20 protein-coding genes and 1 pseudogene are annotated in these 23,348 nt (G+C 64.9%); 14 read left to right on the plus strand and 7 right to left on the minus strand.

Going from position 1 to position 23,348, the window contains the following annotated elements:
- Nucleotides 1-77 precede the first annotated feature (77 nt).
- Complete coding sequence (locus AC6I6X_RS01960) at nucleotides 78-740, minus strand: potassium channel family protein (protein ID WP_497928836.1); 663 nt, start codon at nucleotides 738-740, stop codon at nucleotides 78-80.
- Nucleotides 741-893: 153 nt separating this feature from the next.
- Here AC6I6X_RS01960 and AC6I6X_RS01965 point away from each other — a divergent pair, with 153 nt between their 5' ends.
- Nucleotides 894-2,318, plus strand: a complete 1,425-nt coding sequence (locus tag AC6I6X_RS01965; protein WP_497928837.1) for an NCS2 family permease — start codon at nucleotides 894-896, stop codon at nucleotides 2,316-2,318.
- A gap of 86 nt (nucleotides 2,319-2,404) precedes the next feature.
- Nucleotides 2,405-2,650, plus strand: a complete 246-nt coding sequence (locus AC6I6X_RS01970; protein ID WP_497928838.1) for a glutathione S-transferase N-terminal domain-containing protein — start codon at nucleotides 2,405-2,407, stop codon at nucleotides 2,648-2,650.
- Between the two features lie 147 nt (nucleotides 2,651-2,797).
- Here AC6I6X_RS01970 and AC6I6X_RS01975 read toward each other — a convergent pair whose 3' ends face one another.
- A complete protein-coding gene (locus AC6I6X_RS01975; RefSeq protein ID WP_497928839.1) occupies nucleotides 2,798-3,763 on the minus strand; it encodes a transcriptional regulator in 966 nt (321 codons plus the stop codon).
- 170 nt (nucleotides 3,764-3,933) lie between these two features.
- Between AC6I6X_RS01975 and AC6I6X_RS01980 the strand changes: the two genes are divergently transcribed.
- A complete protein-coding gene (locus AC6I6X_RS01980; RefSeq protein ID WP_497928840.1) occupies nucleotides 3,934-5,253 on the plus strand; it encodes a TiaS agmantine-binding domain-containing protein in 1,320 nt (439 codons plus the stop codon).
- Between the two features lie 106 nt (nucleotides 5,254-5,359).
- On the opposite strand, the gene AC6I6X_RS01985 is transcribed toward AC6I6X_RS01980, so the two are convergent.
- A complete protein-coding gene (locus tag AC6I6X_RS01985; RefSeq protein WP_497928841.1) occupies nucleotides 5,360-5,494 on the minus strand; it encodes a DUF7577 domain-containing protein in 135 nt (44 codons plus the stop codon).
- Between the two features lie 284 nt (nucleotides 5,495-5,778).
- Between AC6I6X_RS01985 and AC6I6X_RS01990 the strand changes: the two genes are divergently transcribed.
- The 3 genes from AC6I6X_RS01990 to AC6I6X_RS02000 all read left to right on the plus strand — a co-directional run bounded on the left by AC6I6X_RS01990 (nucleotide 5,779) and on the right by AC6I6X_RS02000 (nucleotide 9,572).
- Nucleotides 5,779-6,891, plus strand: coding sequence for an OBG GTPase family GTP-binding protein (locus AC6I6X_RS01990; protein ID WP_497928842.1), 1,113 nt, complete (start codon nucleotides 5,779-5,781; stop codon nucleotides 6,889-6,891).
- Between the two features lie 122 nt (nucleotides 6,892-7,013).
- Nucleotides 7,014-8,729: a Na+/H+ antiporter NhaC family protein gene (locus AC6I6X_RS01995; RefSeq protein WP_497928843.1), complete on the plus strand. Its 1,716-nt coding sequence runs from the start codon at nucleotides 7,014-7,016 to the stop codon at nucleotides 8,727-8,729.
- A gap of 48 nt (nucleotides 8,730-8,777) precedes the next feature.
- Nucleotides 8,778-9,572, plus strand: a complete 795-nt coding sequence (locus tag AC6I6X_RS02000; protein ID WP_497928844.1) for a VOC family protein — start codon at nucleotides 8,778-8,780, stop codon at nucleotides 9,570-9,572.
- An 86-nt stretch (nucleotides 9,573-9,658) separates the two neighbouring features.
- On the opposite strand, the gene AC6I6X_RS02005 is transcribed toward AC6I6X_RS02000, so the two are convergent.
- The gene (locus AC6I6X_RS02005; protein WP_497928845.1) at nucleotides 9,659-10,861 is read right to left on the minus strand and encodes a hypothetical protein; all 1,203 of its coding nucleotides are present in this window, start codon (nucleotides 10,859-10,861) and stop codon (nucleotides 9,659-9,661) included.
- Between the two features lie 901 nt (nucleotides 10,862-11,762).
- Between AC6I6X_RS02005 and AC6I6X_RS02010 the strand changes: the two are divergent.
- The 4 genes and pseudogenes from AC6I6X_RS02010 to AC6I6X_RS02025 form a co-directional block, all read left to right on the plus strand.
- Nucleotides 11,763-11,864, plus strand: a pseudogene (locus tag AC6I6X_RS02010) (surface glycoprotein); the annotation flags it as partial.
- A gap of 219 nt (nucleotides 11,865-12,083) precedes the next feature.
- On the plus strand, nucleotides 12,084-14,186 hold the full coding sequence (locus tag AC6I6X_RS02015; protein WP_497929635.1) for a BGTF surface domain-containing protein: 2,103 nt from the start codon (nucleotides 12,084-12,086) through the stop codon (nucleotides 14,184-14,186).
- 327 nt (nucleotides 14,187-14,513) lie between these two features.
- A complete protein-coding gene (locus tag AC6I6X_RS02020) occupies nucleotides 14,514-16,727 on the plus strand; it encodes a DUF7827 domain-containing protein (RefSeq protein ID WP_497928846.1) in 2,214 nt (737 codons plus the stop codon).
- 233 nt (nucleotides 16,728-16,960) lie between these two features.
- Nucleotides 16,961-17,137, plus strand: a complete 177-nt coding sequence (locus tag AC6I6X_RS02025; protein ID WP_497928847.1) for a hypothetical protein — start codon at nucleotides 16,961-16,963, stop codon at nucleotides 17,135-17,137.
- A 79-nt stretch (nucleotides 17,138-17,216) separates the two neighbouring features.
- On the opposite strand, the gene grxC is transcribed toward AC6I6X_RS02025, so the two are convergent.
- Nucleotides 17,217-18,536: a glutaredoxin 3 gene (gene grxC, locus AC6I6X_RS02030; RefSeq protein WP_497928848.1), complete on the minus strand. Its 1,320-nt coding sequence runs from the start codon at nucleotides 18,534-18,536 to the stop codon at nucleotides 17,217-17,219.
- A 60-nt stretch (nucleotides 18,537-18,596) separates the two neighbouring features.
- Nucleotides 18,597-19,910, minus strand: a complete 1,314-nt coding sequence (locus AC6I6X_RS02035) for a TIGR00341 family protein (protein WP_497928849.1) — start codon at nucleotides 19,908-19,910, stop codon at nucleotides 18,597-18,599.
- A gap of 123 nt (nucleotides 19,911-20,033) precedes the next feature.
- Here AC6I6X_RS02035 and AC6I6X_RS02040 point away from each other — a divergent pair, with 123 nt between their 5' ends.
- The 4 genes from AC6I6X_RS02040 to AC6I6X_RS02055 all read left to right on the plus strand — a co-directional run bounded on the left by AC6I6X_RS02040 (nucleotide 20,034) and on the right by AC6I6X_RS02055 (nucleotide 22,288).
- Nucleotides 20,034-20,330, plus strand: a complete 297-nt coding sequence (locus AC6I6X_RS02040; RefSeq protein ID WP_497928850.1) for a DUF357 domain-containing protein — start codon at nucleotides 20,034-20,036, stop codon at nucleotides 20,328-20,330.
- A gap of 188 nt (nucleotides 20,331-20,518) precedes the next feature.
- On the plus strand, nucleotides 20,519-21,499 hold the full coding sequence (locus AC6I6X_RS02045; protein ID WP_497928851.1) for a transcription initiation factor IIB: 981 nt from the start codon (nucleotides 20,519-20,521) through the stop codon (nucleotides 21,497-21,499).
- 103 nt (nucleotides 21,500-21,602) lie between these two features.
- Nucleotides 21,603-21,782: a DUF7836 family putative zinc-binding protein gene (locus AC6I6X_RS02050; protein WP_250139793.1), complete on the plus strand. Its 180-nt coding sequence runs from the start codon at nucleotides 21,603-21,605 to the stop codon at nucleotides 21,780-21,782.
- Nucleotides 21,783-22,051: 269 nt separating this feature from the next.
- Nucleotides 22,052-22,288, plus strand: a complete 237-nt coding sequence (locus AC6I6X_RS02055; protein ID WP_250139792.1) for a UPF0058 family protein — start codon at nucleotides 22,052-22,054, stop codon at nucleotides 22,286-22,288.
- A gap of 351 nt (nucleotides 22,289-22,639) precedes the next feature.
- Here AC6I6X_RS02055 and AC6I6X_RS02060 read toward each other — a convergent pair whose 3' ends face one another.
- Entirely contained in the window at nucleotides 22,640-23,119 is a 480-nt protein-coding gene (locus tag AC6I6X_RS02060; protein WP_497928852.1) for a DUF555 domain-containing protein, read from the minus strand.
- Between the last annotated feature and the right edge of the window lie 229 nt (nucleotides 23,120-23,348).

Here is a 23,348-nt window from a genome sequence, read left to right on the forward strand (position 1 = left end):
ACGGACTACTATCAGTCAGGTCCGGGCAACCGCAGGACGGTCGCGGTTGCACCGATATATCAGTACAGCAGACCGTCTCAGGCGCTCGTCGGCAACAGTGCCGATCGGACGGCCTCGGCCTCGTCCGTCTCGACGATGACGGCGACCTCGTCGCCGGCCGCGAGTTCCGTCCCGGGAAGCGGGATCGTCAGCGACTCGCGTTCGCGTCCGTGGGCGTAGATCCGCGCGGCTTCGGGCAGGTCGAGTTCGCTGATCCGCTTGCCGACGGCGGGCGATCCCTCGCGGATCTCGAGGACGGTCAACTGGAGGTTCGTCGCGAGGTCGGCGACGACGTTGAAGTCGCCGCCGAGCATGGCGGTCTTGGCACCGGCCGCGCCGAGCCGTTCCGGGTAGACGATCTCGTCGACGTCCTCGGCGTACTTCTGGTAGATGTCCTCGCGGTAGTCCTCGTCGATCCGGAGGACGGTCCGACAGCCGTGGTGGGTGCCGACCATGCAGGCCGCGAAGTTGGCGTTGAGGTCCGGCGTGAACGCGCCGATCGCGTCCGCGTCCTCGATCCCCGCGTCGACGAGGACCGACTCGTCGGCACCGTCGCCCTGGACCGTTTCGAACCCCGCATCGCTGGCCCGCTCGATCCGATCGGGATCGTCGTCGACGACGACGACGTCGTGGCCCTCCTCGGTGAGAATGCGCGCCGTTCGCGAGCCGACCCGGCCGTATCCCACGATGACAAACCTCATGATATCGTGATACACGCTCCGTGGTCAAATACGTTCGTTCGGCCGCCGATCGACAGCGTGACACTCACACACTATCCACTCACGTGCATACTCGGGCGCGGATTGAGAGGAAAACACTTAACTGAGCGCTATCGGTATGCCTGACCATCCAATATGGGGGTCGCAGAGTACTTCGAATTCGACGAGTACGGGACCGATCTCGAGACAGAACTGCTCGCCGGCCTGACGACGTTCCTCGCGATGTCGTACGTCATCGTGGTCAACCCGGCGATCCTGAGCGAGGCGATCCAGATCGAGGGCTACTCCGGCCAGGAGGTGTTCCAGATGATCGCCGTGGCTACGATCCTCTCGTCGGTCGTGGCGATCCTGGTGATGGCGTTCTGGGCCAACCGGCCGTTCGGCCTCGCGCCGGGGATGGGGCTGAACGCCTTCTTCGCGTTCACCGTCGTCCTCGGCCTCGGCGTCCCCTGGGAGGTGGCGCTCGCGGCCGTCTTCGTCGAGGGCGTGATCTTCATTCTCCTGACGGCGATCGGCGCCCGGCGGTACGTCATCGAACTCTTCCCCGAACCGGTCAAGTTCGCTGTCGGGGCCGGTATCGGCGTCTTCCTGCTCTTCCTCGGCCTCCAGGAGATGGAGGTCGTCGTCACCGACGAGGCGACGATGGTGACGCTCGGCAACGTGGCGACCAGTTCGATCGCCGCGCTGTCGCTTGCCGGCCTCGTCCTGACGCTGGTGCTCTGGGCCCGCGGCGTCCGCGGGTCGATCGTCATCGGGATCGTCACGACCGCGCTCGCTGGCTGGATCCTGACGCTCGCCGGCGTGGTCGCGCCGGGCGTGCTCACGCCGGGCAACAGCTACGAACAGGTCACCCAGGACGGGCTCACCGGGATGATCGCGAGCGTCCAGTACGACTTTACGCCGCTGATCGCCGGCTTCATCGACGGCCTCGGACAGATCACCGAGGACCCGCTCGTCTTCGTGCTCGTCGTGTTCACGTTCTTCTTCGTGGACTTCTTCGACACCGCGGGGACGCTCATCGGCGTCTCCCAGATCGCCGGCTTCCTGGACGAGGACGGCGACCTCCCCGAGATCGAGAAGCCGCTGATGGCCGACGCGATCGGCACCACGGTCGGCGCGATGATCGGGACGTCGACGGTCACCACGTACATCGAATCCTCGACCGGGGTCGAGGAGGGCGGCCGCACCGGCTTCACCGCGCTCGTCGTCGGCGTGCTCTTCGCACTGTCGCTGCTGGTCGTCCCGCTGATAGCCGCGATTCCGCAGTACGCGACCTACATCGCGCTCGTCGTCGTCGGGATCATCATGCTCCAGGGTGTCGCCGACATCGACTGGAGCGACCCCGCGTGGGCGATCTCCAGCGGGCTGACGATCACCGTCATGCCCCTGACGACCTCGATCGCGAACGGCCTCGCCGCCGGGATCATGAGCTATCCGCTGATCAAGGCGTCGATGGGCGAAGCCGAGGAGGTCTCGCTCGGCCAGTGGGTACTGGCTATCGCCTTCGTGGTCTACTTCGCGGCCTACTTCGCGGCCACGGCCGGCATGCTCGCCTTCTAGGTCGCGTCGCGCCGGCCCGTTCTCGAGTACCGGCAACGCGACGGCCGACCGGTGGCCTCATAGGGTTTCCGTGGCAACGATCGATAATGGCCGACATCACCTACTACGAACTGCCCGGATGCCCGTTCTGCGCGAAAGTCCGAACCAAACTCGAGGAACTCGACCTCGAGTACGACACGATCGAGGTCCCGCGATCGCACGCCGATCGCACCGAGGTCGAAAACGTCAGCGGGCAGACCGGCGTCCCGGTCATCACCGACGAGGCAAACGGCGTCGAGGGGATGGCCGAGAGCGACGCCATCGTCGAGTATCTGGAAGAGACCTACGCCTGATACGGATTGCTGTGACGATGTACCGGCGCAACCGCCGCCCGGATCCCGGTTGCGCCGGAACTGACTTACAGTAAACCGTATGAGAACGGACTCGGAAGAAACGGGGCGCTACCGTGTCACGTCACCGGAAACCGGTCGGATCGCCGATCAGGCCGCCTCTTCGCGTTCGGCCCGTTCCCGGATGACGTCCCGGAGGTCGTCCGCGTCGCGCAGATCTTCGAGTTCGTCGCGTTCGACGAGCGCCGTGCCGTCGACGGACTCCTGTTTCGCCCGATCGACCACGTAGACCGATCGGGTTCGGGTGACGCGACCGATCGAACTCATGATGCGGGCGCGTTTCTCGGCGGCCTTCGTGAACTTCGAGTGGCCGGTGAGGACGACGTCGCTGTCGTCCTCGTCCTCGCTGACGGCCTTGAACGGCGATCGGACCGTCGGGTGAACCTGGTAGCCGGCCCGTGTGAGGACGGCGACGACCTGTTCGTCGTCGGGGTCGGCCTGCGGGTCGTCGGGCGTCGACTCCGGTTCGTGGACGTCGTCGGCACCCTCGAGGACGTCGACGGGGCTGGTCAGTTCCGAGTCGAACATCTCTTCTAAGGCCATCGCGACCTCGACGGAGGCGTTCATGCCGTCCTCGTACTTGGAGACGGTTCGCCGAGAGACGCCGAGTTCGTTCGCGAGTCGGCCGAGACTCCAATTCCTGTCCTCGCGTTCGTCGGCCAGCAGGTCACCGTCGATGTTGACGTAGAGGCCACCGGGTGCGGCGTAGATCAGCGGCGGCACGTCCTCGATGAACAGGTTGTACGCGGTGTCGGGACTGAACACCGGCACGCCGTGACGGAAGTAGACGACGTCCGGTTTGAGGTCCTCGTCGCGACTCCGGAGTCCGATCACGAGCGGCGTCGCGTGGAGGTAGTTCCCCAGTCGACGCATCTCGTGGCCGGTCGCCTCGGTGAACGCGTCGATGTTGCCGAGGATCTTGACCAGCAACAGGTCCTCACCGCGCCGTGCTGCGACGTCGAAACTCTTCGGTCGAATCGCACACCGGTCGCTGACCACGAATCCCGCGTCTGCTAACATCGCGGTCACGTTGCCGACCAGTGCGGAGCGGGACATACGGGGATGTAAGCTATTCCTCGTATAAGAAGGTTACCCTGCTCAGACCGTGGTGCTGGCACGCGATTCCACGATCGTTCCGACACCATCCTTATATATTGGTTCATGATTCTTCACGCCGTCGGCGCCGTCCCGAAAGGCGTTACTCCGCCGGGTTCCAACCACCGCCGATGACCGTCGTCGGGATCGACGATACGGACTCCCGCGAGCGGGGGATGTGTACGACCTACGTCGCGACGCGGATCGCACAGCGACTGCGCCGCGAAGCGGGGAGCGCAGTTTCCAGGGTACTCCTCGTTCGACTCAATCCCGCCGTCGAGTACAAGACGCGGGGCAACGCCGCGCTCGCCATCCACACCGACTGCGATCCCGATCGGGCGTTCGAACTCGCCCGCGATCGGCTCGCCGCGCTTGCGGAGACGGCGGACGGGCGGACGAACCCGGGCCTCGTCGTGGCCGGCGGGAGCCCCGACGCGGTGCCCGACGACGTGCGCGAGTTCACGTGGCGGGCGATCCGTGACCAGCTTTCGATCCCGGACGCGACGGCCCTCCTCGATCGCCACGGCTATCGATCGTGGGGTGCCGGCAACGGGCGCGGACGAGTCGGCGCGCTGGCGGCCGTCGGAAGCTGGGCCGCCCTCGACGAGTGGACCGCCGAGTACATCTCCTACCGCGAACCCGATCGGTGGGGGACCGACCGCGACGTCGACCACGAGAGCGTCTTCGCCGCGGCGGAGTGGGGCTACCCCGAGGTGTGGGACACCGTCGATCGCGGCGAAGACGAGACGGTCTGCGTGCCACACACGCCGGGACCGATCCTCCACGGGATTCGCGGCGACGACCCCGACACCGTACGCGCCGTCGCCGATCGGATCGAGAGCGAACCCGTCCGCGCGGGACGGCTGTTCCTGACCAACCAGGGGACCGACGCCCACCTCCAGGACGGGACGATCGAGTCGGTCGCGGACGGCCGCGCCTACCGTGTCGACGGCCGGGTGGCGACGGCCCCCGAAACGCGTCGGGGTGGCCACGTCTTCTTCGCGCTCGAGTCCGAGAGCGGTGGGCCGTCAGCGGACGACGCGACCGACGGCGGATCCGGAACGCGACCGCGACTCGACTGCGCCGCCTTCGAACCCACGAAGCGGTTCCGCGATCGGGTTCGGACGCTCCGGGTCGGCGATCGACTCACCGTATGCGGTGAGGTCTCACAGGGCACGCTCAAACTGGAGAAGTTCGCCGTCCGGGACCTCGTGACGACCGAGCGCGTGACGCCGACCTGCCCCGACTGCGAGCGGACGATGGAGAGCGCCGGTCGGGACCAGGGGTACCGGTGTCGGGACTGCGGGACGAGCGCCGACGGGAAGGCCGAGGTCGAGATCGATCGCGACCTCGATCGGGGCTGGTACGAGGTACCGCCCTGTGCCCGCCGGCACGTCGCGAAGCCCCTCGTCCGCGGCGAGTTCGATGCACCCACGCATCCGGAACGGTAGGTCGACGGACCGGCCGGTCCCCATTCGTCGAAACTGGCCGATCCCGTCCGCCGCTCGGGTAGTGGCCGACGGTCGGACGGCCGGTGGGCGTCGACCCGCCGACCGATCAGAAGATGCCGCGCCTGCCGGGGCTCGCGCCCGATTTCGTCCGGGAGACGGCACCCGGAAGAGTCTCGATGCAGCCGTGACAGTACGTGTACCCGAGTTCGTTCTCCGCGCCGCACTCGGGACAGACGATCACGCCCTCCTTGCGATCGACGATCGCTTCGTCGTCCGTCGACGCGCCGACGGCCGGCGTGACTCGGCCGGTGAGATAGCCGATCGACAGGTGGAGGGCGACGAGCAGGGTGAACCCGCGAGCAGGTACGTTGGGTCCATCCTCGTTCGATAGTAGTTCGCGAATGTCATTATATAGTTTGCAGATCAGGAGATATTATTTCCCGTTTCGGATCGTGACGGCGATCCGATCGCACCACGTACGCTTCTCGAAAGGGTTTTTCGGCGCGACCGGTTTGATACGGGCAAATGGGGCTCGAGGAGGAGATCGAGGAGATCGAGGAGGAAATCGCCAACACGCCCTACAACAAGTCCACGGAGGCCCACATCGGCCGGCTGAAGTCGAAGCTCGCGGAGAAAAAAGAGAAACTCGAGAATCAGCAGTCGGGATCGGGCGGTGGCGGCGGCTACTCCGTCGAGAAACACGGCGACGCGACCGTCGCCCTCGTCGGGTTCCCGAGCGTCGGCAAGTCCTCGCTGTTGAACTCGCTGACGAACGCCGAGAGCGAGACGGGATCCTACGAGTTCACCACCCTCGACGTCAACCCGGGCATGCTGAACCACCGCGGGGCCAACATCCAGATACTCGACGTGCCCGGCCTGATCGAGGGTGCGGCGGCCGGCAAGGGCGACGGCCAGCAGGTGCTGGCGGTCGTGCGAAACGCAGACCTGATCGTGTTCGTCCTCTCGGTGTTCGAGATCGACCAGTACGATCGCCTGCAGGAGGAACTGTACGACATCAACATCCGCGTCGACCAGGAGCCCCCGCGAGTGACCGTCCGTCCGAAGATCAAAGACGGCATCAAGGTCACCTCGAGCACCGACCAGGACCTGGACGAGGACACGATCAAGGAGGTCCTCCGCGACCAGGGCTACGTCAACGCCGATCTGAACCTCCAGGAGAACGTGACCATCGATCGGCTGGTCGACGGCCTGATGGAGAACCGGGAGTACATCCCCTCGATCACCTGCGTGAACAAGGTCGACCTGATCGACCCCGACTACAAGGAGACGGTCGACGAGCAGTTGCGCGAGCGCGACCTGGATCCCGACGACGTCACCTTCATCAGCGCGGAGGCGGAGAAGGGCCTCGACGTCCTCAAGGACCGGATCTGGGAGAACCTCGGCCTCATCCGCGTCTACATGGACAAACCCGGCCGCGGCGTCGACTGGGAGGAACCACTCGTGGTCGAGGAGGGAACCACCGTCGGCGAAGCCATCGAGAAACTCGGCGGCGAGATGGAAGCGCGGTTCCGGTTCGCCCGGGTCACGGGACCGAGCGCGACCCACGACCAGCAACAGGTCGGCAAAGAGCACGTCCTCGAGGACGAGGACGTGCTCAAACTGATCCTGCGGCGATAGGTCGACCGTCGATCGCGCTCGCGTGACACCCGGCCCCGACGAATAATCGTCGAAACCAGCGGATACGATCTGTGAATATCACGGACAGTAACATTATCTGCCCGTCCGGTGTGTACCGAGGTATGGTCGAGTACGGAGCTCTCTCGCTCGTGCCGCCGCTGCTGGCGATCGCGCTCGCGATCTGGACGCGCCGGCCGATCCTGTCGCTGTTCGTCGGGATCTGGTCGGGCGGCGTCATCGCGACCCGCAGCATCGGCATCGGGAAGACGTTCGACTGGATCGCCAAATCGATGGCCGACGTGTTCCACGCCCAGATCCTCATCTTCACGCTCCTACTAGGATCGGGCGTCGCGCTCATCTGGCGCCTCGGCGGGGCGGCCGCCGTCCGCAACTGGGCGACGACGCGACTCGAGACCCAGCGCAACGTCGGCGTGGCGACGTGGATCCTGGGCATCCTCCTGTTTTTCGACGACTACGCCAACACGGCCATCGTCGGGAGTACGATGCGCGAGATTTCCGACCAGATGCGCATCTCCCGTGAGAAGCTCTCCTACATCGTCGACTCGACCGCCGCGCCCGTGGCGACGATCGCCCTCTCGAGCTGGGTCGCGTTCCAGCTGTCGATGATCGACGAGGGATACACCGCGCTCGTCGAGAGCGAGGACTACAACGTCGCCGCGGCCGACACGCCGGGCATCTTCGAGACGTTCGTCGGGTCGATCCCGTTCAACACTTACTCGCTGCTCGCGATCGTCATGGTGGGAGTCATCGTCCTGTCGCGGCGGGACTTCGGCGAGATGTTAGACGCCGAACACCGCGCCTGGCAGACGGGGAACGTGAACCGCGACGACGCGCAGCCGCTCCAGGAAGTCGAGAAGGACCTTGGCGCGCCGATCGAGGACCGGCCGATGCTCCGGACGTTCTTCGTTCCGATCGTCGTCCTGATCGCGGTCACGCTGGCCGGCGCGTTCTGGACCGGCTACGAGTCGTGGCTCGGCGAGCAGGCCGACGCGGGAGCGACGACCTCGATCGGGACGGCCGCGGGCGAGGACGGCGTCGTGCAGGTGCTGGTCGACGTCGTCGGCGCCGGCGACTTCGCGGCCGCGCTCGTCTGGGGGTCGTTCGCGATGGTCGCGACCCTGATCGCGATCGGCCTGGCCTACGACCTCTTCGATCTCGGCGACGGCATCGAGACGGTGCTCGAGGGGTTCAACCTCATGCTGACCGCGGTGACGATCCTGGTGCTGGCCTGGTCGATCAGCGCGGTCGCCGAGGAACTCGGCACGGGAAGCTACGTCGCCGGCGCAGCGGAGGGCGTCGTCTCGCCGGCCGTCCTCCCGATCGTCGTGTTGCTCGTCTCCGCGTTCGTCGCGTTCACCATGGGCTCCTCGTGGGCGACGATGGGGATCGTGACGCCGATCGCGATCCGCGTCGCCTACGAACTCACCGGGACGTTCGACCTCATGCCGGTGATGGTCGGTGCGGTGTTCTCGGGAGCGATCTTCGGCGACCATTCGTCGCCGATTTCGGACACCTCCGTGCTCTCCTCCACGTTTACGGGGGCCGATCTCATCGATCACATCCGCACGCAGCTGTACTACGCCGGTACCGTCCTGTTCGTCGTGGTCGTCTGCTACGCGCTCTACGGCTTCCTCTCCGTGCCGCCCGTCGTCTTCCTCCCGCTGGGCGTCGTCCTGCTCGTCGGCCTCGTCTACGGCCTCTCGGAGTTCGACGCCCGCCGCAAGGGGGTCTCCCCCATGGCCTCTTCGATCGAGGCGGAGTTCGCCGGCCGCGGGGCGGACACGGAGCCCCGCTCCCCCTCCGAAGAGGTCGACTAGACCGCCGGCTCCGCCACGTTTTTGGCCCGCGCAGGAGAGGTTCCGGGTATGGACGGAACGATCGACCACACGATGATCCGCGTCGCGGATCTGGAGGAATCGCTCGACTGGTACGGGACCCACCTCGAGTACGAGGAGAAAGACCGCCACGAGGGCGACGGCTTTACGATCGTCTATCTCGGTCCCGAGGACATGCACGAGGACGGCGCGATGCTCGAGATCACCCACAACGAGGGCGAAGCGCCCGAGGTCGGCGACGCCTGGGGGCACATCGCCGTCCGCGTCCCCGAGGGCGAACTCGAAGACTACTACCAGCAGCTCATGGACGAGGGCGTCGAGGACTACCGCGACCCCGAGTCTTGCGGCGGCCGCTACGCGTTCGTCAAAGACCCCGACGGCCACGAGATCGAGATCGTCCAGCGCGACCCCGACGAGGGCGCGCTCTGGTCGCTCGATCACACGATGATCCGCGTCGAGGACGCCGACGAGGCGCTCGGCTTCTGGACCCGGAAGTTCGAGTACGACGAGGTCGGCCGCTGGGAGGCGGACACCTTCGCGAACTACTTCGTCGAACCCCGCGACGCCGCCCCCGAGGAGATGTCGCTCGAACTCACCTACAACTACGACGGCCGGAGCTACGACATGGGCGACGCCTGGGGCCACCTCTGCGTGCGCGTCGACGACCTCGAGGCCGACTGGGACCAGCTCGTCGAGCGCGAGGCACCGGAGTACCGCGACCCCGAGAGCAACGACAACATGTACGCGTTCACGAAGGACCAGGACGGCCACGAGATCGAACTGCTCGAACGCGATCCCGAGGCCGAATCGCTGTTCCCGTTCTGATCACCCGCCAAGAATCGGTCCGCGATTTTTCGTCATCGGTCTCCGGTCCCGATCGCCTCGGTACTCGAGCCCTACGAGAGCGCCGGCTACGGCTCTTCGGAGAGCACGTCTTTGGTCCAGGTCGCCGAGACGGTCACCCGATCGCCCTCGACGTCGTGTGAGACCTCGTCGGCGGAGGCACCGAATTCGTCCTCGATCGTGGCTTCCGCGTCGTCGTCCAGATCGTCGAAGACGGCCGCGAGTTCGCCGGTCGACTCCGCTTCGCCCTCGATCGTGAGCGACGCGACGACCCCCGTCGCCCCGTCGAGTTCCGAGAGTTCGTCGGACGGTTCGGGATCGACCTCCATCTCCTCGTCCACGCTCGTGTCGTTTTCGTCGTCCTCGCGCTCGTCGAAGTCGCCGTAGCCGCCGAACGCGACGTGACCGTGGCCCGCCGTCTCGAGCAGCCACGCGAAGTCGTCGTTCTCGTCGGCGGCCCGCGCGCCGTCACCGGCAGCGGCCTCGATCGGGCCGCGGACGGCTTCGATCGCCTCGGTGTCCTCGGCGCCAGCGGTAAAGACGATCGCGTCGTCGCTGACGGCGATCGCGTCGTCCCGTTCCATGCCGAACGAGGTGTCGTCCTCGTCGGTTTCGGCGGGTTCGTAGACGGTGAACCCGTCGATCTCCTCGGTCTGTTCGTAGACCGTCTTGAATCCCCACTCGCTCTCGGGGGGTTCGGTCAGCGTCTCGTCGATCTCGCCGGTGTCGACGTCGCCGACCAGGACGAACGCGTCGTTGACCATGAGGAACGCGTCGACATCCGTCTCGAAGTCGGAGGCGTCGGCGGTCACGCCGGTTCCGAACTCGGTTTCGTCGGTGGATCCGTCCGATTCGTTGTCGGTCTCGTCGGCCGGGGTGAGAATCCCGGACAGGCCGGTGCCCATGAGCCCGAAGCCGCCTCCGAGTGCGACGAGCAGGATGCTGACGGACGGCAGTGCGAGCATCGGGTCGTCGTACCCGAAGGTGTCGTCGAGGTCGTCGCCGGTACCGTCCTCGTCCCCGAACGACTCGTTCAGGTCCGGTTCGGACTGGAGGTCGTCGAACTCCGAGAGCGCCTTCCAGTCCACGTACGCGTAGAACGCGTCGGCGTCCTCGCCCTCGTCCCACGCCACCCAGCGGGCGTAGTCGGGCGTCCCGGATCCGTCGTCGTCACCGAGTCCGACCGTGTCGAGACAGCCAGCCGTCCCGCCCATCGTCGCGACTGCACTCGCGCCAGCGAGTTCGAGGAGGGTTCGCCGATCCAGTTTCATGTTCACGATGTTTGAAAGGTAATGCCCATAGTCGTATCGGTTCCTGTGATCGTCACCGAGGGGATCGCTCCGACGGGGCCACACCAGTCTCCGGGACGCTCCACCCCCGAAGATCTGTCTCCGCCTCCGTGTCATCGTCCCAGGTCGCGAGACGGCGACCCGATCGTCCTCGATCGATCGACCGCGACGGATCGATCGGGTTCGATCGTCCTTGCCAGCCAACGCGCGTACGGCAGACTAAATTTGTTATTCGATCTACTGCCGAGCGATCGTCGACTCCTGCAGTGGCGTCGGCGTCGGTCTTGACCTCGTCGTCCGTCCTGCCCGTGCCGAGCCGGATGGCGACGATGGCGATCGACGTCGATGCGATCGCGTCGGTGGCCGCGAGCAGGTCGTGGCGGTCCCCCGCCATCCACCGACCGTGAGTGGCCTGCGATCGAACACGTTCTGCTGACTCGGAGACGCCTCGATAACCGTCGACGGAGTCGTGTTCTCACCACCGTCGTCGATTCCGACCGTCGAGGACCGGACCGACTGCCACGGGCGTCGATCGGCCTCGATCGTCGCGTAATCTGCGTTTACTACGTATCAATCCTCATGAATATATGAGGTTACTATCAGACACGTGTCCGTACACTCACGATCGAATATAGGTCGGACAGGTGGTGAAAAACCGTATTTTGGTCGACGATCGGGCTTCCGTCGTGCGGTAATCCTGCATTGCGTGCTCTAGGAAAATCAACCTGTGATGCAGAAAGCTTATTACGGGCTTGGATAATGTTTCGGATACCCCTACCCGGTGCGGGCTAACCATCACGCCGGCAGTCTCGATGGTTGGCTCGCTCTCCAGGCGAATCGCGCGCTAACTAATGCAACACGATACACGATTCAAACACAACACATGACAAGCGAACCAAATTATCGCGAAAAGGGACGTGCCGCGTTCCTGGCTGCGCTTATGGTTCTGTCCGTGTTCGCCATGTCCGCAGCGTTTGCGGGCGGGGCGGCCGCGGCCGGTGACCAAGGTGACGTAAACAATGGTGAAAAGACACTCACTGACGGCCGTCTCTTCCAGGGACAAGTCGGCGTTATTTACGAAAACAGTAGTGACGCCACCGTCGATATTTCCCCCAACAGTGATGGGGTCGTCGAACTCGAAAATGAGGATGGCGATTGGATCCGCGACCTGGATGTGAAAGGGTCTGACGGAGACGAATACGTCGTGGTTGATACCTCGGAACTCGATACCAGCACCTACAACATCTCTGGTGTCACTGTTGAGGATGAAGAGCTTTCGTTCGACATCCGTACGCACGACGTTGAGGCTGAATTCGCCAGCGATACGGTGAACAACATTGAGGGCACCGACTCGTCCGAAACTACGCTCGACATCGACTCCGCTCGCTCGGGCATTCACACGAACGTGAGTGCCGACGGCCTCGATGCCGACGACCTCGCACAGATCTTCGTCAAGGGCGCTAGCGACTACGATGAGGCTGACGAGTTGGGTAACCTCTCAGAGCAGGGTGTCCTGTACCTCGACGACGAGAACGACGAGATTGTCCTCGAGGGACGTGACAGCTTCGATGCGGACTTCAGCACGCTCGATGCGGATACGTACAACTTCACGGCCTCAGTCAGCGACACGACCGCTGAAGATACCGCCCAGATCGAAGTTATCGACGAGGAAATCACTGCCGAGTTCGCCGAATCGACGTTCGTCGAACAGCGCAGCAACGTCGCCGAGGTCACCGTCAACCTTGACAACCAGCGGACTGCGCACGTCAAGATCGGTGACGAAGACGCCGTGAACTACGAAACCAACGTCGCCGTCACCGACGAGAACGAAGACGGTGAGGTCACTCTGCGCGTGGACACCACGGACATTCACGACCTCAGCGAAGGCCAACACGACGAGGTCAGCGGAATTACCGCTGCTGACGACGACTCCGTCGACAGTGTCGATGTCAAGGCTGGTGAACTCACCGATCCGCTCGCGGCCGGTGACTACGAACTCGCTCTCGCACTCGACGAGGACTTCGAAGACGAGCGTGACACCGCGTACCTGTCGCTCGAATCTCGCGAAGCCCTCGCTGACGACGCCGTTGCGACGCACACGGCGCCTGACTCCGTCGGGGACCGCGAGGACTACGAAGACACCACCGTCACCGAGACGGACCAGATCGCCAACGGCGACGAACTGCTCGTTACCGTCGAAACCGAAAGCCTCCACGCTTTCTTCGATGACGACAACGTTCTCTCGAACGGTGATCTCAACCTCACGATCGCGGAACAGGACTCCTCGCCGAACGCTGACCCGAAGACGTGGAGCACTGACGCCGAAGAAGGCAGCATCAGCGACGCTGTCGACATCGTCGACGCCAACCAGTCCGAAGGTCTGGTGATCCTCAGTGTCGACTACGACTCTGACTCCTTCGGTGACAGCCTTGAAGATGACAAGAGCTACGACGTTAACTTCAACGTCGACGCGGACAACGACTTCGCCACCGATGGAGAAGTCGAGACCGCGACGAGCGCGATCGACGTCGAAGAACCGTACCTCGAGTGGGACGACAGCGCTGCCGAAGCCCCGGCTACCGCTGACTCCGAAGTGACGGGCGAGACGAACGTCGCACCCGGTACCGAGATCGAGACCAATGCTCGATCGTCGGGTAACTTCGTGATGCCCGCAACCGTCGAAGTCGACGGCGACCGCCACTTCGCGGCCGAATACGACTTCAGCGAGTACAGTGCTGGCACCGAGTTCGAGCTCTCGGCTGATGGCTCGCACGACACCAGTGACTCGATCGACTCCGTCCTCACTGAGGGCGAACCCGAAGAGGAGCCGGAGCCGGCTGAATTCAGCGTCAGCGCTGATGCACCCTCCTCGGTCAAGGTTGACGAGGACGCCTCGCTCGATGTGACCGTCACGAACGACGGTGACGAAGAGGCTTCGACCAACTACACGGTCGAGATCGATGGTGAGGAAGTCGACAGCGACGAACTCACCCTCAACGGTAGCGACTCCGCCGAGGACTCCTACGACTTCGACACCAGCGAAGCAGGCGAAATCAGCTGGTCGGTCTCCACCGACGACGATGACGCCTCCGGCACGCTGACCGTCGAAGAAGAGGAGGACGAGAAGTCCGACGAGGACGAGAAGTCTGACGACGACGAGAAGTCCGACGAGGACGAGACGTCTGACGAAGACGAGACGTCTGACGACGACGAGACGTCTGACGACGAGACGCCCGGCTTCGGTGTCGCTGTCGCCCTCGTCGCACTGCTCGCGGCCGGCATGCTGGCACTCCGCCGCCAGAACTAACTCGCCGATCTAACCACCGGACTCGTTCCGGTCCTTGCGGTACATTCCTTTTATTGGACGTCACGGCTCGTAGCGACAGCACGATCGCGGGTTCACACGCGGACCGATCGCCTGGCGCTGAACGACGATCGATCGTCGAATCGATCGATAGACGCCGACCGACGCCGGCGAGACCGCGACCACGCGAACTCGACAACGATAAACAGAAGGTTTATTTATTATTACAGATCAGTTCTGATAGATCCTCGCGATCGTCGCGGGGAGGGGAGCGTATGGGCTGGCCGGGTCGCGGTGTGACCCGGAGTTGACGAGGACCAGCCACATACCATGATTCGAAACCGATTGGACGCAGACGCTCACCGCCCGATCGTCGCGACGCTCGTCGTGTTCGGGGCGGTTCTCGCCGGGAGCGTCGCGTTCGCCGGCGCGGCGAGCGCGGAGTACAGTACCCCGGCACCGGAAAACGCATCGTTCGACGACGGAGCGGCGCTTGCCGAGGCCGCCCCGATCTGGCTCGGCCAGACGGTCGTCGTCGAGAACTACGGGAGCGACGCCCAGATTCACGAGGGGTTCGACGACGACGGCGAGGTCGTCGCCACCGTTTTCGCGGGAGATCACGAGGCCGCCCCCGACGGCGTCGTCTTCGACACGGCCGACCTGGAGACGGGCCGGGCGTACACGATCGTCCCGCAGAACGAGAGCGCGCCCGGCGCCGCGGAGGCGACGTTCCGGTTCGAACGCGAGAATATAGACGCCGCGTTCGGGGACGACGTCGTGACCAGGGAGTCCGGAACCGTCGCGCTCGCGTTCGAATCCGATCGCGACGCGCAGAACGTCGAGGTCACGGCGGACGGGCTCTCCGCCGGCGATCTGGCGGACGCGTTTCCGAGCCACGCCGCGATCGACGACGAGGCCGACGTCCTGACGCTCGGCTCGCTGGACGGTGCGGAGACCCTCACGCTCGACCTGTCCGACGTCGACCCCGGCGCGTACGAGTTCGAGTTCGCCGTCACCGATACGAACGCGGCGGCGACGGCCACGATCGAGGTGGTCGACGAGGAACCGGAGCGGGCGTTCGCCGACGCGCCGGTCGCCGGCGAGCGCGGGTCGATCGTCGAGGTGCCGATCTCGCTCGCGCACGTCGACGAGGGAGCGATCCGGCTGGGCGACAGAGAGGCGGTCGGCTTCGAGTCGATCGTCGAGTTCAGCGTCGAGGGCGATCGCGACGAGATTACCCTCCTGTTCAACACCCACGTTGCCGGCAGCGAGCCGCAGACCCAGTACGACGAGGACGGCTGGGACGTCGTTGAGGACGACGTCGAGATCGACGCCGAAACGATCTATCCCGACGAACCCTACGAGACGCCGCTCGAGGCCGGCGACTACCCGCTGGTGCTCGGCGATCGTCGGTCGGGCGAAGGAGTCGGGACGGTCGAGGATCGCTCGTCGCTGGCGATCGATCGGCGAACGCCGCCCGGGAGGTTCTCGGTGTACACCGCACCGGCCGAGGACGAGGTCGCCGGCCTCGAGAACCTCCGGGCGGCGACGATCACGGACGCGGACGAGGGTCGAGTCGCGCGCCACGACCACCTCCTCGTGCGGGTCGAGGACTTCGGGGCCGGCGGTGCCGTCGACCTGGTCAGCAGGCTGGCCGAGGGGATCGGCGAACGGGGCGAGAGCGACGGGACGGACGTCAGTCCCCTCATCGCGAGCGAGGGGATCTATCTCGAGATCGTCGAGGTAGAACCCGGGCCGAACGAGGACCCGACGGTCTGGAACTCGAGCGACGACCTCGCGGTCCGTGCCGCGAACGTCGAGGACTACCGGGGCGACCTCGTCGGCGTGATCGCGTACGACGACCTCGACCTCACCCCGTTCGAATCCTACGAGGTCCGGTTCACGGTGACCCCCGAGAGCAGCTACATCGACGATCCCGACCTCGTACTCGAGCAAACGGCCGAGTTCGAGTTCGTCGAACGGGGCTTCGAGTGGAGCGAGGACGCCGAAACGCTCGGGAACACCGCCGAGGCGAGTCCCCGTGGCTGGACGAACGTCGCCCCGGGGACGACGATCGAGACGTCGCTGCGGACCCACGACGGGTTCGACACGGCGACTGCCACGGTCGAATCGCGGGACGACGGCTACCGGTACGTCGAACCGACGTACGACCTCGGCGACCAGTCCCCGGGAGCCGAGTACGAACTCACCGCGGCGGACGCCGTCTACACGGACTTCGAGGCGAAACTCGTGGGTGACGTGGTCGAGAACGCACCCGCGGAGGAACAGAATTCGAGCGAAGACGGCGGCTCCGACGGGAGCGACGACGGGACCAACGAGGGCGAGAGGGCGGACGAGACCGGTGACGACACCGGTGGATCCGACGCCGACGAGAACGGGACGGCGTCCGACGCGATCGACGACGCCGTCGAATCTGGCGAGGACGGGGACAGCGACGACCCGACGACCGGGTTCGGCGCGGCCACGGCGCTCGTCGTACTACTCGCTACTGTCGCGATCGCGCGACGATATAGTACCAACTGAGACGAGTTACACACCGATCGCGTCGGCCACGATTCTCACTCGCTCCGAATCGCGCTCCGTAGTTCGATCGGGCGTGCAGTGGCTTGCAGTGGCTACTAGAGGCCGACCCCAACAGGCGACCGCGGCCGATCGCGCCGGGCGTACCAGTATCCAATCGCGACCAGCATACTGAAGCAACGGGCCGTCCCAGGGACGGCCGTGATGGTGACTGGACGGACCGACGGGGTGGAGACGTGAACGAATCGTCCGAACGAACCGTCAAAGCGCTCGCGATCGGGGTGCCGATCGGGGCGCTGATCGGTGTGGCGTTCGTGCTCGCCTTCGAGGACCTGTTTCTCGGGGCGTCGTCCGCCCTGACGTTCGGCGTCGTGATCGCGGCGCTGCTCGCCGATCGCTGGAGCGAGGAGTAGTCCTCGTACGGTGTGGTCGGTTCCGGTCCACCCACAGGACGGTCGCGGGTGCACCGGGAACGCGGTACAGCGGACCGTCTCAGTCGTCCGCGGCGGCCGGTTCGGCCTCGCTGCTCGAACTCGCCCGTTCGAGGTCCTCTAAGTACTCGTCGGCGTCGAGCGCGGCCTTGCTCCCCATGCCCGCGGCGGTCACCGCCTGCTGGTAGTGGTAGTCGACGACGTCGCCGGCCCCGAAGATGCCGGGCACGTCGGTTTCGGTCTGGCCGCCCCCGTCGCCGCCCTGCGTGCGGAGGTAGCCTTCCGCGTCCGTCTCGACGCCCGTTCCCTCGAGATAGTCCGTGTTCGGCGTGTGGCCGATCGCGTAGAAGACGGCACCGACGTCGAACTCGAACTCGTTGGTCTCGGGATCGTCCAGCCGATCGGTCGGGTGGCCCTGCTCGTTCTCGACGAGAGTGACGTGGTCGACCCCTCCCTCCTGGGAGCCGTGGATTTCGATCAGTTCCGTGTTCTTCATGATCTCGATCTCACCGGCCTCGACTTTCTCCTGGACGCGATCGACCCAGTAGTCCTCGGCGCGGAACTCCTCGCGGCGGTGGGCGATGTAGACGGTGTCGGCGAACTTCGTGAGGAAGGTCGCCTCCTCCATGGCGGCGTCGCCCCCGCCGACGACGAGCATGTCCTCGTCGCGGAAGAACGCGCCGTCACAGGTCGCACACGTCGAGAGGCCGTAGCCCATGAGTTCGTCCTCGCCGGGGACGCCGAGCGTTCGCGCGCTCGCGCCCGAGGCGGCGATGACGGCGTCGGCGGTGTAGACGTCGCCGTTGGTCAACTCGACGCGGAAGGGCCGGCACGTGTCGTCGACCGACTCGACGATGCCGTTCTCGAGTTCGGCGCCGAACTTCCTGGCCTGCTCTTTCATGTTGTTCACGAGGTCGGGACCGCTGATCCCCTCGGGGAAGCCCGGGTAGTTCGCGACGTCGGTCGTGAGGGTGAGCTGGCCGCCGGGTTCGTCGCCCTCGATAACCAGCGGTTCGTTGTTCGCCCGGCCCGCGTAGATCGCGGCGGTGAGGCCGGCGATTCCCGTGCCGGCGATGATCAGTTTGCGGTGTTCGACCGCATCGCTGTCACCGTCCGCGATCCCCAGTTTCTCGTCGAGTTCGCCGCGTTCCTCGAGTTCGCAGGTGTCGTCCCAGCCGCCGATCAGTTCGTCGTCGATGAAGACCTCGGGGGCGGTCGTTCGACTGTCAGCCCGTTCGACCATCTCCTCGAAGCGTTCGTCGTCGCCGGTGACGTTGTACTCCTCGTACTCGACGCCCTTGCTGTCGAAGAGGTTCTTCGCCTTGTCACAATAGGGACAGTCGTCCTTGGTATAGATCTCTACGCGGGGCTGGTCGCTCATGCCAATGCATTGGGAAACTGGGCCTAAACCGCTTGCGTTCTCAGCAACGGCTCCCGATAGCTACGACGGGGCGGTCTCCGCCTCCCGCGGCGTCGACCCCTCGACGTACTCGACGACGATCGAGACGGAATGGCCGGTTCGATCCTCGAGCGATCGTTCGAGATCCACTGGGAGCGACGGGTACGGCGCGTCCGCGGGCCGTCGAACGACGACCGTGACCTCGGTCTGGTCGCTGATCGCCTCGCCGTCGTGGAACTCCGTCCGGAGTTCGACGAGCGCGAGGTCGCTGTACTCGTCCTCGGCGAGGACGGTTCGAACCTCCTCGTTGGCGGCGTTCTCGAAGGCGACGTGCTGGCCGAGGACGAGTCCGCCCCCGGCGAGAACGACGGCGCCGACGAAAAGCACGACTGCGAGGGTCCCGACCCGGCGCGACGAGAGATTCGCCCGGAGATTACCGCCCGTCCACCCCTCGGGCCGGTAGCCGAGATACCAGAAGACGGCGAGTCCGGACAGGAGGATCGACGTCGCGTTGACCGCGAGCAGGACGAACGCACCGATCGCGACGCCGGCGTTGCCCCAGGCCAGTCCGATCCCGACGGCCGCGGCGGCGGGAATCAGCGCGACCGCGATCATCACGCCGACCAGCGACACCGGAATGGCGGTCGCGAGTCCGAAGGCCCCCGCGGCGCCGGCGGCGGCACCGACGAGAAACGAGAGCACCCCCGGCGAGATCCGCTGCTGGACCTGCGTGATGGCCGTGATGTCGATCGTCATCGGGACGATCCCGCCCGATCGGATCAGCCACGAGAACGCGAAGGCCCCGCAGACGGCGACGACGAGGCCGACGACCAGCGAGGTAAGGCCGTCGAGGAACATCCGCCGATCGTTCAGGACGAGACCGACGGTCCCGGTCAGTGCGGCGCTGACCTGCGGGGCGATCACCATCGACCCCACGACGATCGCGGGCGAGTCGAGCAACAGGCCGGCGGTCGCGACGAACGCGCTCAGAAGCGTCATCGCGTAGTACGTGGCTCGACCGGGCGTCATGTTCATCGCGCGCGAGCGGATCTCCTCGGGCGCGATACTGTCGTCCGTTTCCGCACCGTTGACGTATCGTTCTTCGAGGGCCTCGATTCCCGGCGTACGAGCCGTCTCGATCGAGGAGACGACCACGAAGTCGTCGTCGATGCCGACCTCCCGAAGCGACGTCAGGACGTGTTCGACCGCCTGCGTCGGGATCGGGAACGTGACGAGTTCGGCGTCGAAATCGGTACTGTGCTCGGTCGTCCGAACGTAGTCGATGTCTTCTGCCTCCAGTATTCGGAGCGCCTCGTCCCGTCTGGCGATCGGTACGAGGACCTGGACTAATCGCATTCACGGTCGATACGACGACACGGGTGAAACCTATCCGGCGACTAAAACCGATCCAGCGGTCACGGGTGACGATTCTCCAGGTCTCGACGACGCACTTACGGGCCTGACCGACGAGTATCGACTATGGCCGCGGACCTCGAGGAGAAGACGGATCGCTACGGCCGACTGCTCGCGGAGGCGCTCGAGGAGGCGTCGATCGCCCCGCCCGAGGGAACGCCGATGGCGGCGGCCGCCGCCGACTGTCGGGAGATGGCCGAGTCGTATCTATCGGACGGAACCCACTTCCGGGAGAACGGCGACCTCGTCAACGCGCTGGCGTCGTTCTCCTACGGGCACGCCTGGCTCGACGCCGGAGCACGCGTCGGTCTGTTCGACGTGCCGACGGAGGGCCACCTGTTCACGGTGGACGACCCGGCCTGACTCGCCGGCCCGGAATCCTACACGATTAATCTCAATATAACCAAAACATATATAACAGTTGTGGCGAGTAGTTTATAAAGTAGGCGAAACCTTTATATGGTTTACGGCCTTACAATATGTTAGCTGAGGCGACCGGGTTTCTTCTGGTTACCCCACCCGGGAGCCCCGAGTAACCCACCCGATACACAATGACAGATACGACCATCAGAACCTACACGAACGAGCGGGAAACGGAGGAGGAAACCGAAGAGACCACCCGATCGAGCGAGCGCGAGCAGTGTCCCGAGTGTGGCGGCCGACTGGTCTCGGACTCGGAGCACGCCGAGACGGTCTGTGAGGACTGCGGCCTCGTCGTCGAGGAGGACGAGATCGATCGCGGGCCGGAGTGGCGCGCGTTCGACGCCGCCGAGAAGGACGAGAAGAGTCGCGTCGGGGCCCCCACGACGAACATGATGCACGACCAGGGGCTCTCGACGAACATCGGCTGGCAGGACAAGGACGCCTACGGTCGCGCGCTCTCGAGTCGCCAGCGCCAGAAGATGCAGCGGCTCCGCACCTGGAACGAGCGGTTCCGCACCCGCGACTCGAAAGAGCGCAACCTGAAGCAGGCGCTCGGCGAGATCGACCGGATGGCCTCGGCCCTGGGTCTCCCCGAGAACGTTCGCGAGACCGCCAGCGTCATCTACCGCCGTGCGCTCGAAGAGGACCTGCTCCCCGGCCGATCGATCGAGGGCGTCGCGACGGCGTCGCTGTACGCCGCGGCTCGCCAGGCGGGTACGCCGCGGAGTCTCGACGAAATCTCGGCGGTTAGCCGCGTCGACAAGATGGAACTGACTCGCACGTACCGGTACATCATCCGCGAACTCGGCCTCGAGGTCAAGCCGGCCGATCCGGAACACTACGTGCCGCGGTTCGTCAGCGACCTCGATCTCTCGGACGAAACCGAGCGGATGGCCCGCGAACTGCTCGAGTCGGCCCGACAGAAGGGCGTCCACAGCGGCAAGTCGCCGGTCGGCCTCGCCGCGGCGGCGGTCTACGCCGCGGCCCTGCTGACCAACGAGAAGGTCACCCAGAACGACGTCAGCGAAGTCGCGAGCATCTCCGAAGTGACCATCCGCAACCGGTACAAGGAACTGCTCGAGGCGTCGGATACCGCCGCTCCGGCCTGATCGGCTCGCCCGATACAGGCGGTCGACTGTCAGCCGATCGGGGACTCCCATCACGTGCGAACGCGCGACAAAGTTTTTCCCGCCTCGTGTGCACGTAATTACCATGGACGAAACGACTATTCAACTGTTGTGTCCAGAATGTACGAAGGACTGGCAGGCCTCTCCGGACGACCTCCCCACTCCCGCGGACATGTTTCACTGTCCGAACTGTCACGCTTCGCGTCGGACGTCCGAGTTCATGCGGACGGACCGCGACCTCCAGACGCTGAAACAGCTGGGCTAACTCCGCCGTCGGCAACCCTCTCGTTTTGCTGTCGTTCCCACGGTAGCGACGGTTTAACTCTCCGACCGTCCAGTGTCAGAAACTGCAGAGTAATCCGTTCCTACCCGAGTAATACTGGACTACAGCCGCGACGTGCCAGTCGATCGGTCCGGGTAGGCAGTGCTTTCTCTCGCTCTCGAATAGTGACACACCAGTAAACGGACAACGGGTGCGTGTTAACGCGACTCAAGATAATAATATAACCCTGCAGTGGGTAGGATTGGATGGTTATGAAGAAGCAGGAGCTCATTCACCTTCACGGCCTTCTCGCGGAGGTATCGAACCAGTGTGCAGAGTGGAACGACTGTCAGATCGACCTCGAAGAATACGAGTCGCGCGGTATTCGACCGACATCGATCCACAAATCGAAAACCGACCACAAAGCTGCTGTTTTTGCGCTCGCGGGGGGAATCACGACGAACATGCGAGAGGGGGAGCAGGAAGCCGTCGCAGCCACCGCAGACTGAGTCTACCGTCGTATCCTCCGACCGGACACCGATCGTCGAGTCCTGTCTCTCTTCGTCGGGCGAACTCGATTCATCCGGCACCGATCGACGCGCCCAGCGGACTCTCGACCCTACGCTTCGCTCCTGCTTCACCTGTCAACGATCGATTCGTGACCGTCCGCCGACTACCGGTCCGGCGACCGATCGCCCGTCGATGAGCGTGCTCCGACGACGGTCCTGGCGGTGGTCTCGAGTACGAGCGGTATCACCGGGAGATTGCCGGCGACGCGAATCGAAAACGGATCGTAAAACGGCACTGCAGGCCTGTGTGAACCGTGCTTTGGGGACGTCCGTTCGCGTGGGACCGGGCGATTACTCGACGAGGTCCTCGAACTCCGGCAGGATTTCGTCGTCCTCGTCGGACGACGACGTCTCGTCGTCCTCGGTGTCAGGAGTGTCGGACGAGTCGGCGTCGGCTGATGACTGCTCCTCGGTCTCTTCGACCTCGTCGTCCTCGTCTTTCAGGACGTCGACGCGGGTCACCTCGAGCGGGATGTTTTCGAGCCGCTGGCCGATCTCCTTGCGTGCGATGCGCGAGGCGTGTTCCTCGCGCTCGACGTTGAAGACGGTCATCTCGAGTTCGAGGGCGACGAGCGCCTCGTCCGCAGCGATGAACGCGGGCGGGAGTTCCTCGCCCGATGGGGAGGTCCGCTCGCCCATGTTGATCTCCACGTAGTTCAGGTCAGGGTTCAGCATCTCGCCCGTCTTCGAGATGGCGATCCGAATCGCCTCGTCTTCCGTCTCGACGTCGAATACCGGCACGGCAGCTTCGACGACAACCCTGCAGTTCATACATGGTTATTGTATCGCATCCGGTATGAAGGTTCGCCTCGCGTGACCGAGAATCGGGCGGCAACGACGATACGGACCTCCTGTCCGTCAGTTCCGGCGCATCCGGAGATGGGTTGTGGGTGCCTGGGTACAGCAATCTGGAGAGTCAATGGGTCGGAGCAGGGCCGTCCGAGTACCACCGGGCGAGATCCCGCTTCGAAAGGCCCAAGCCGTCGCTCGCCAACTCTCC

It is taken from the genome of Halosolutus sp. YCN4 (assembly GCF_059736495.1).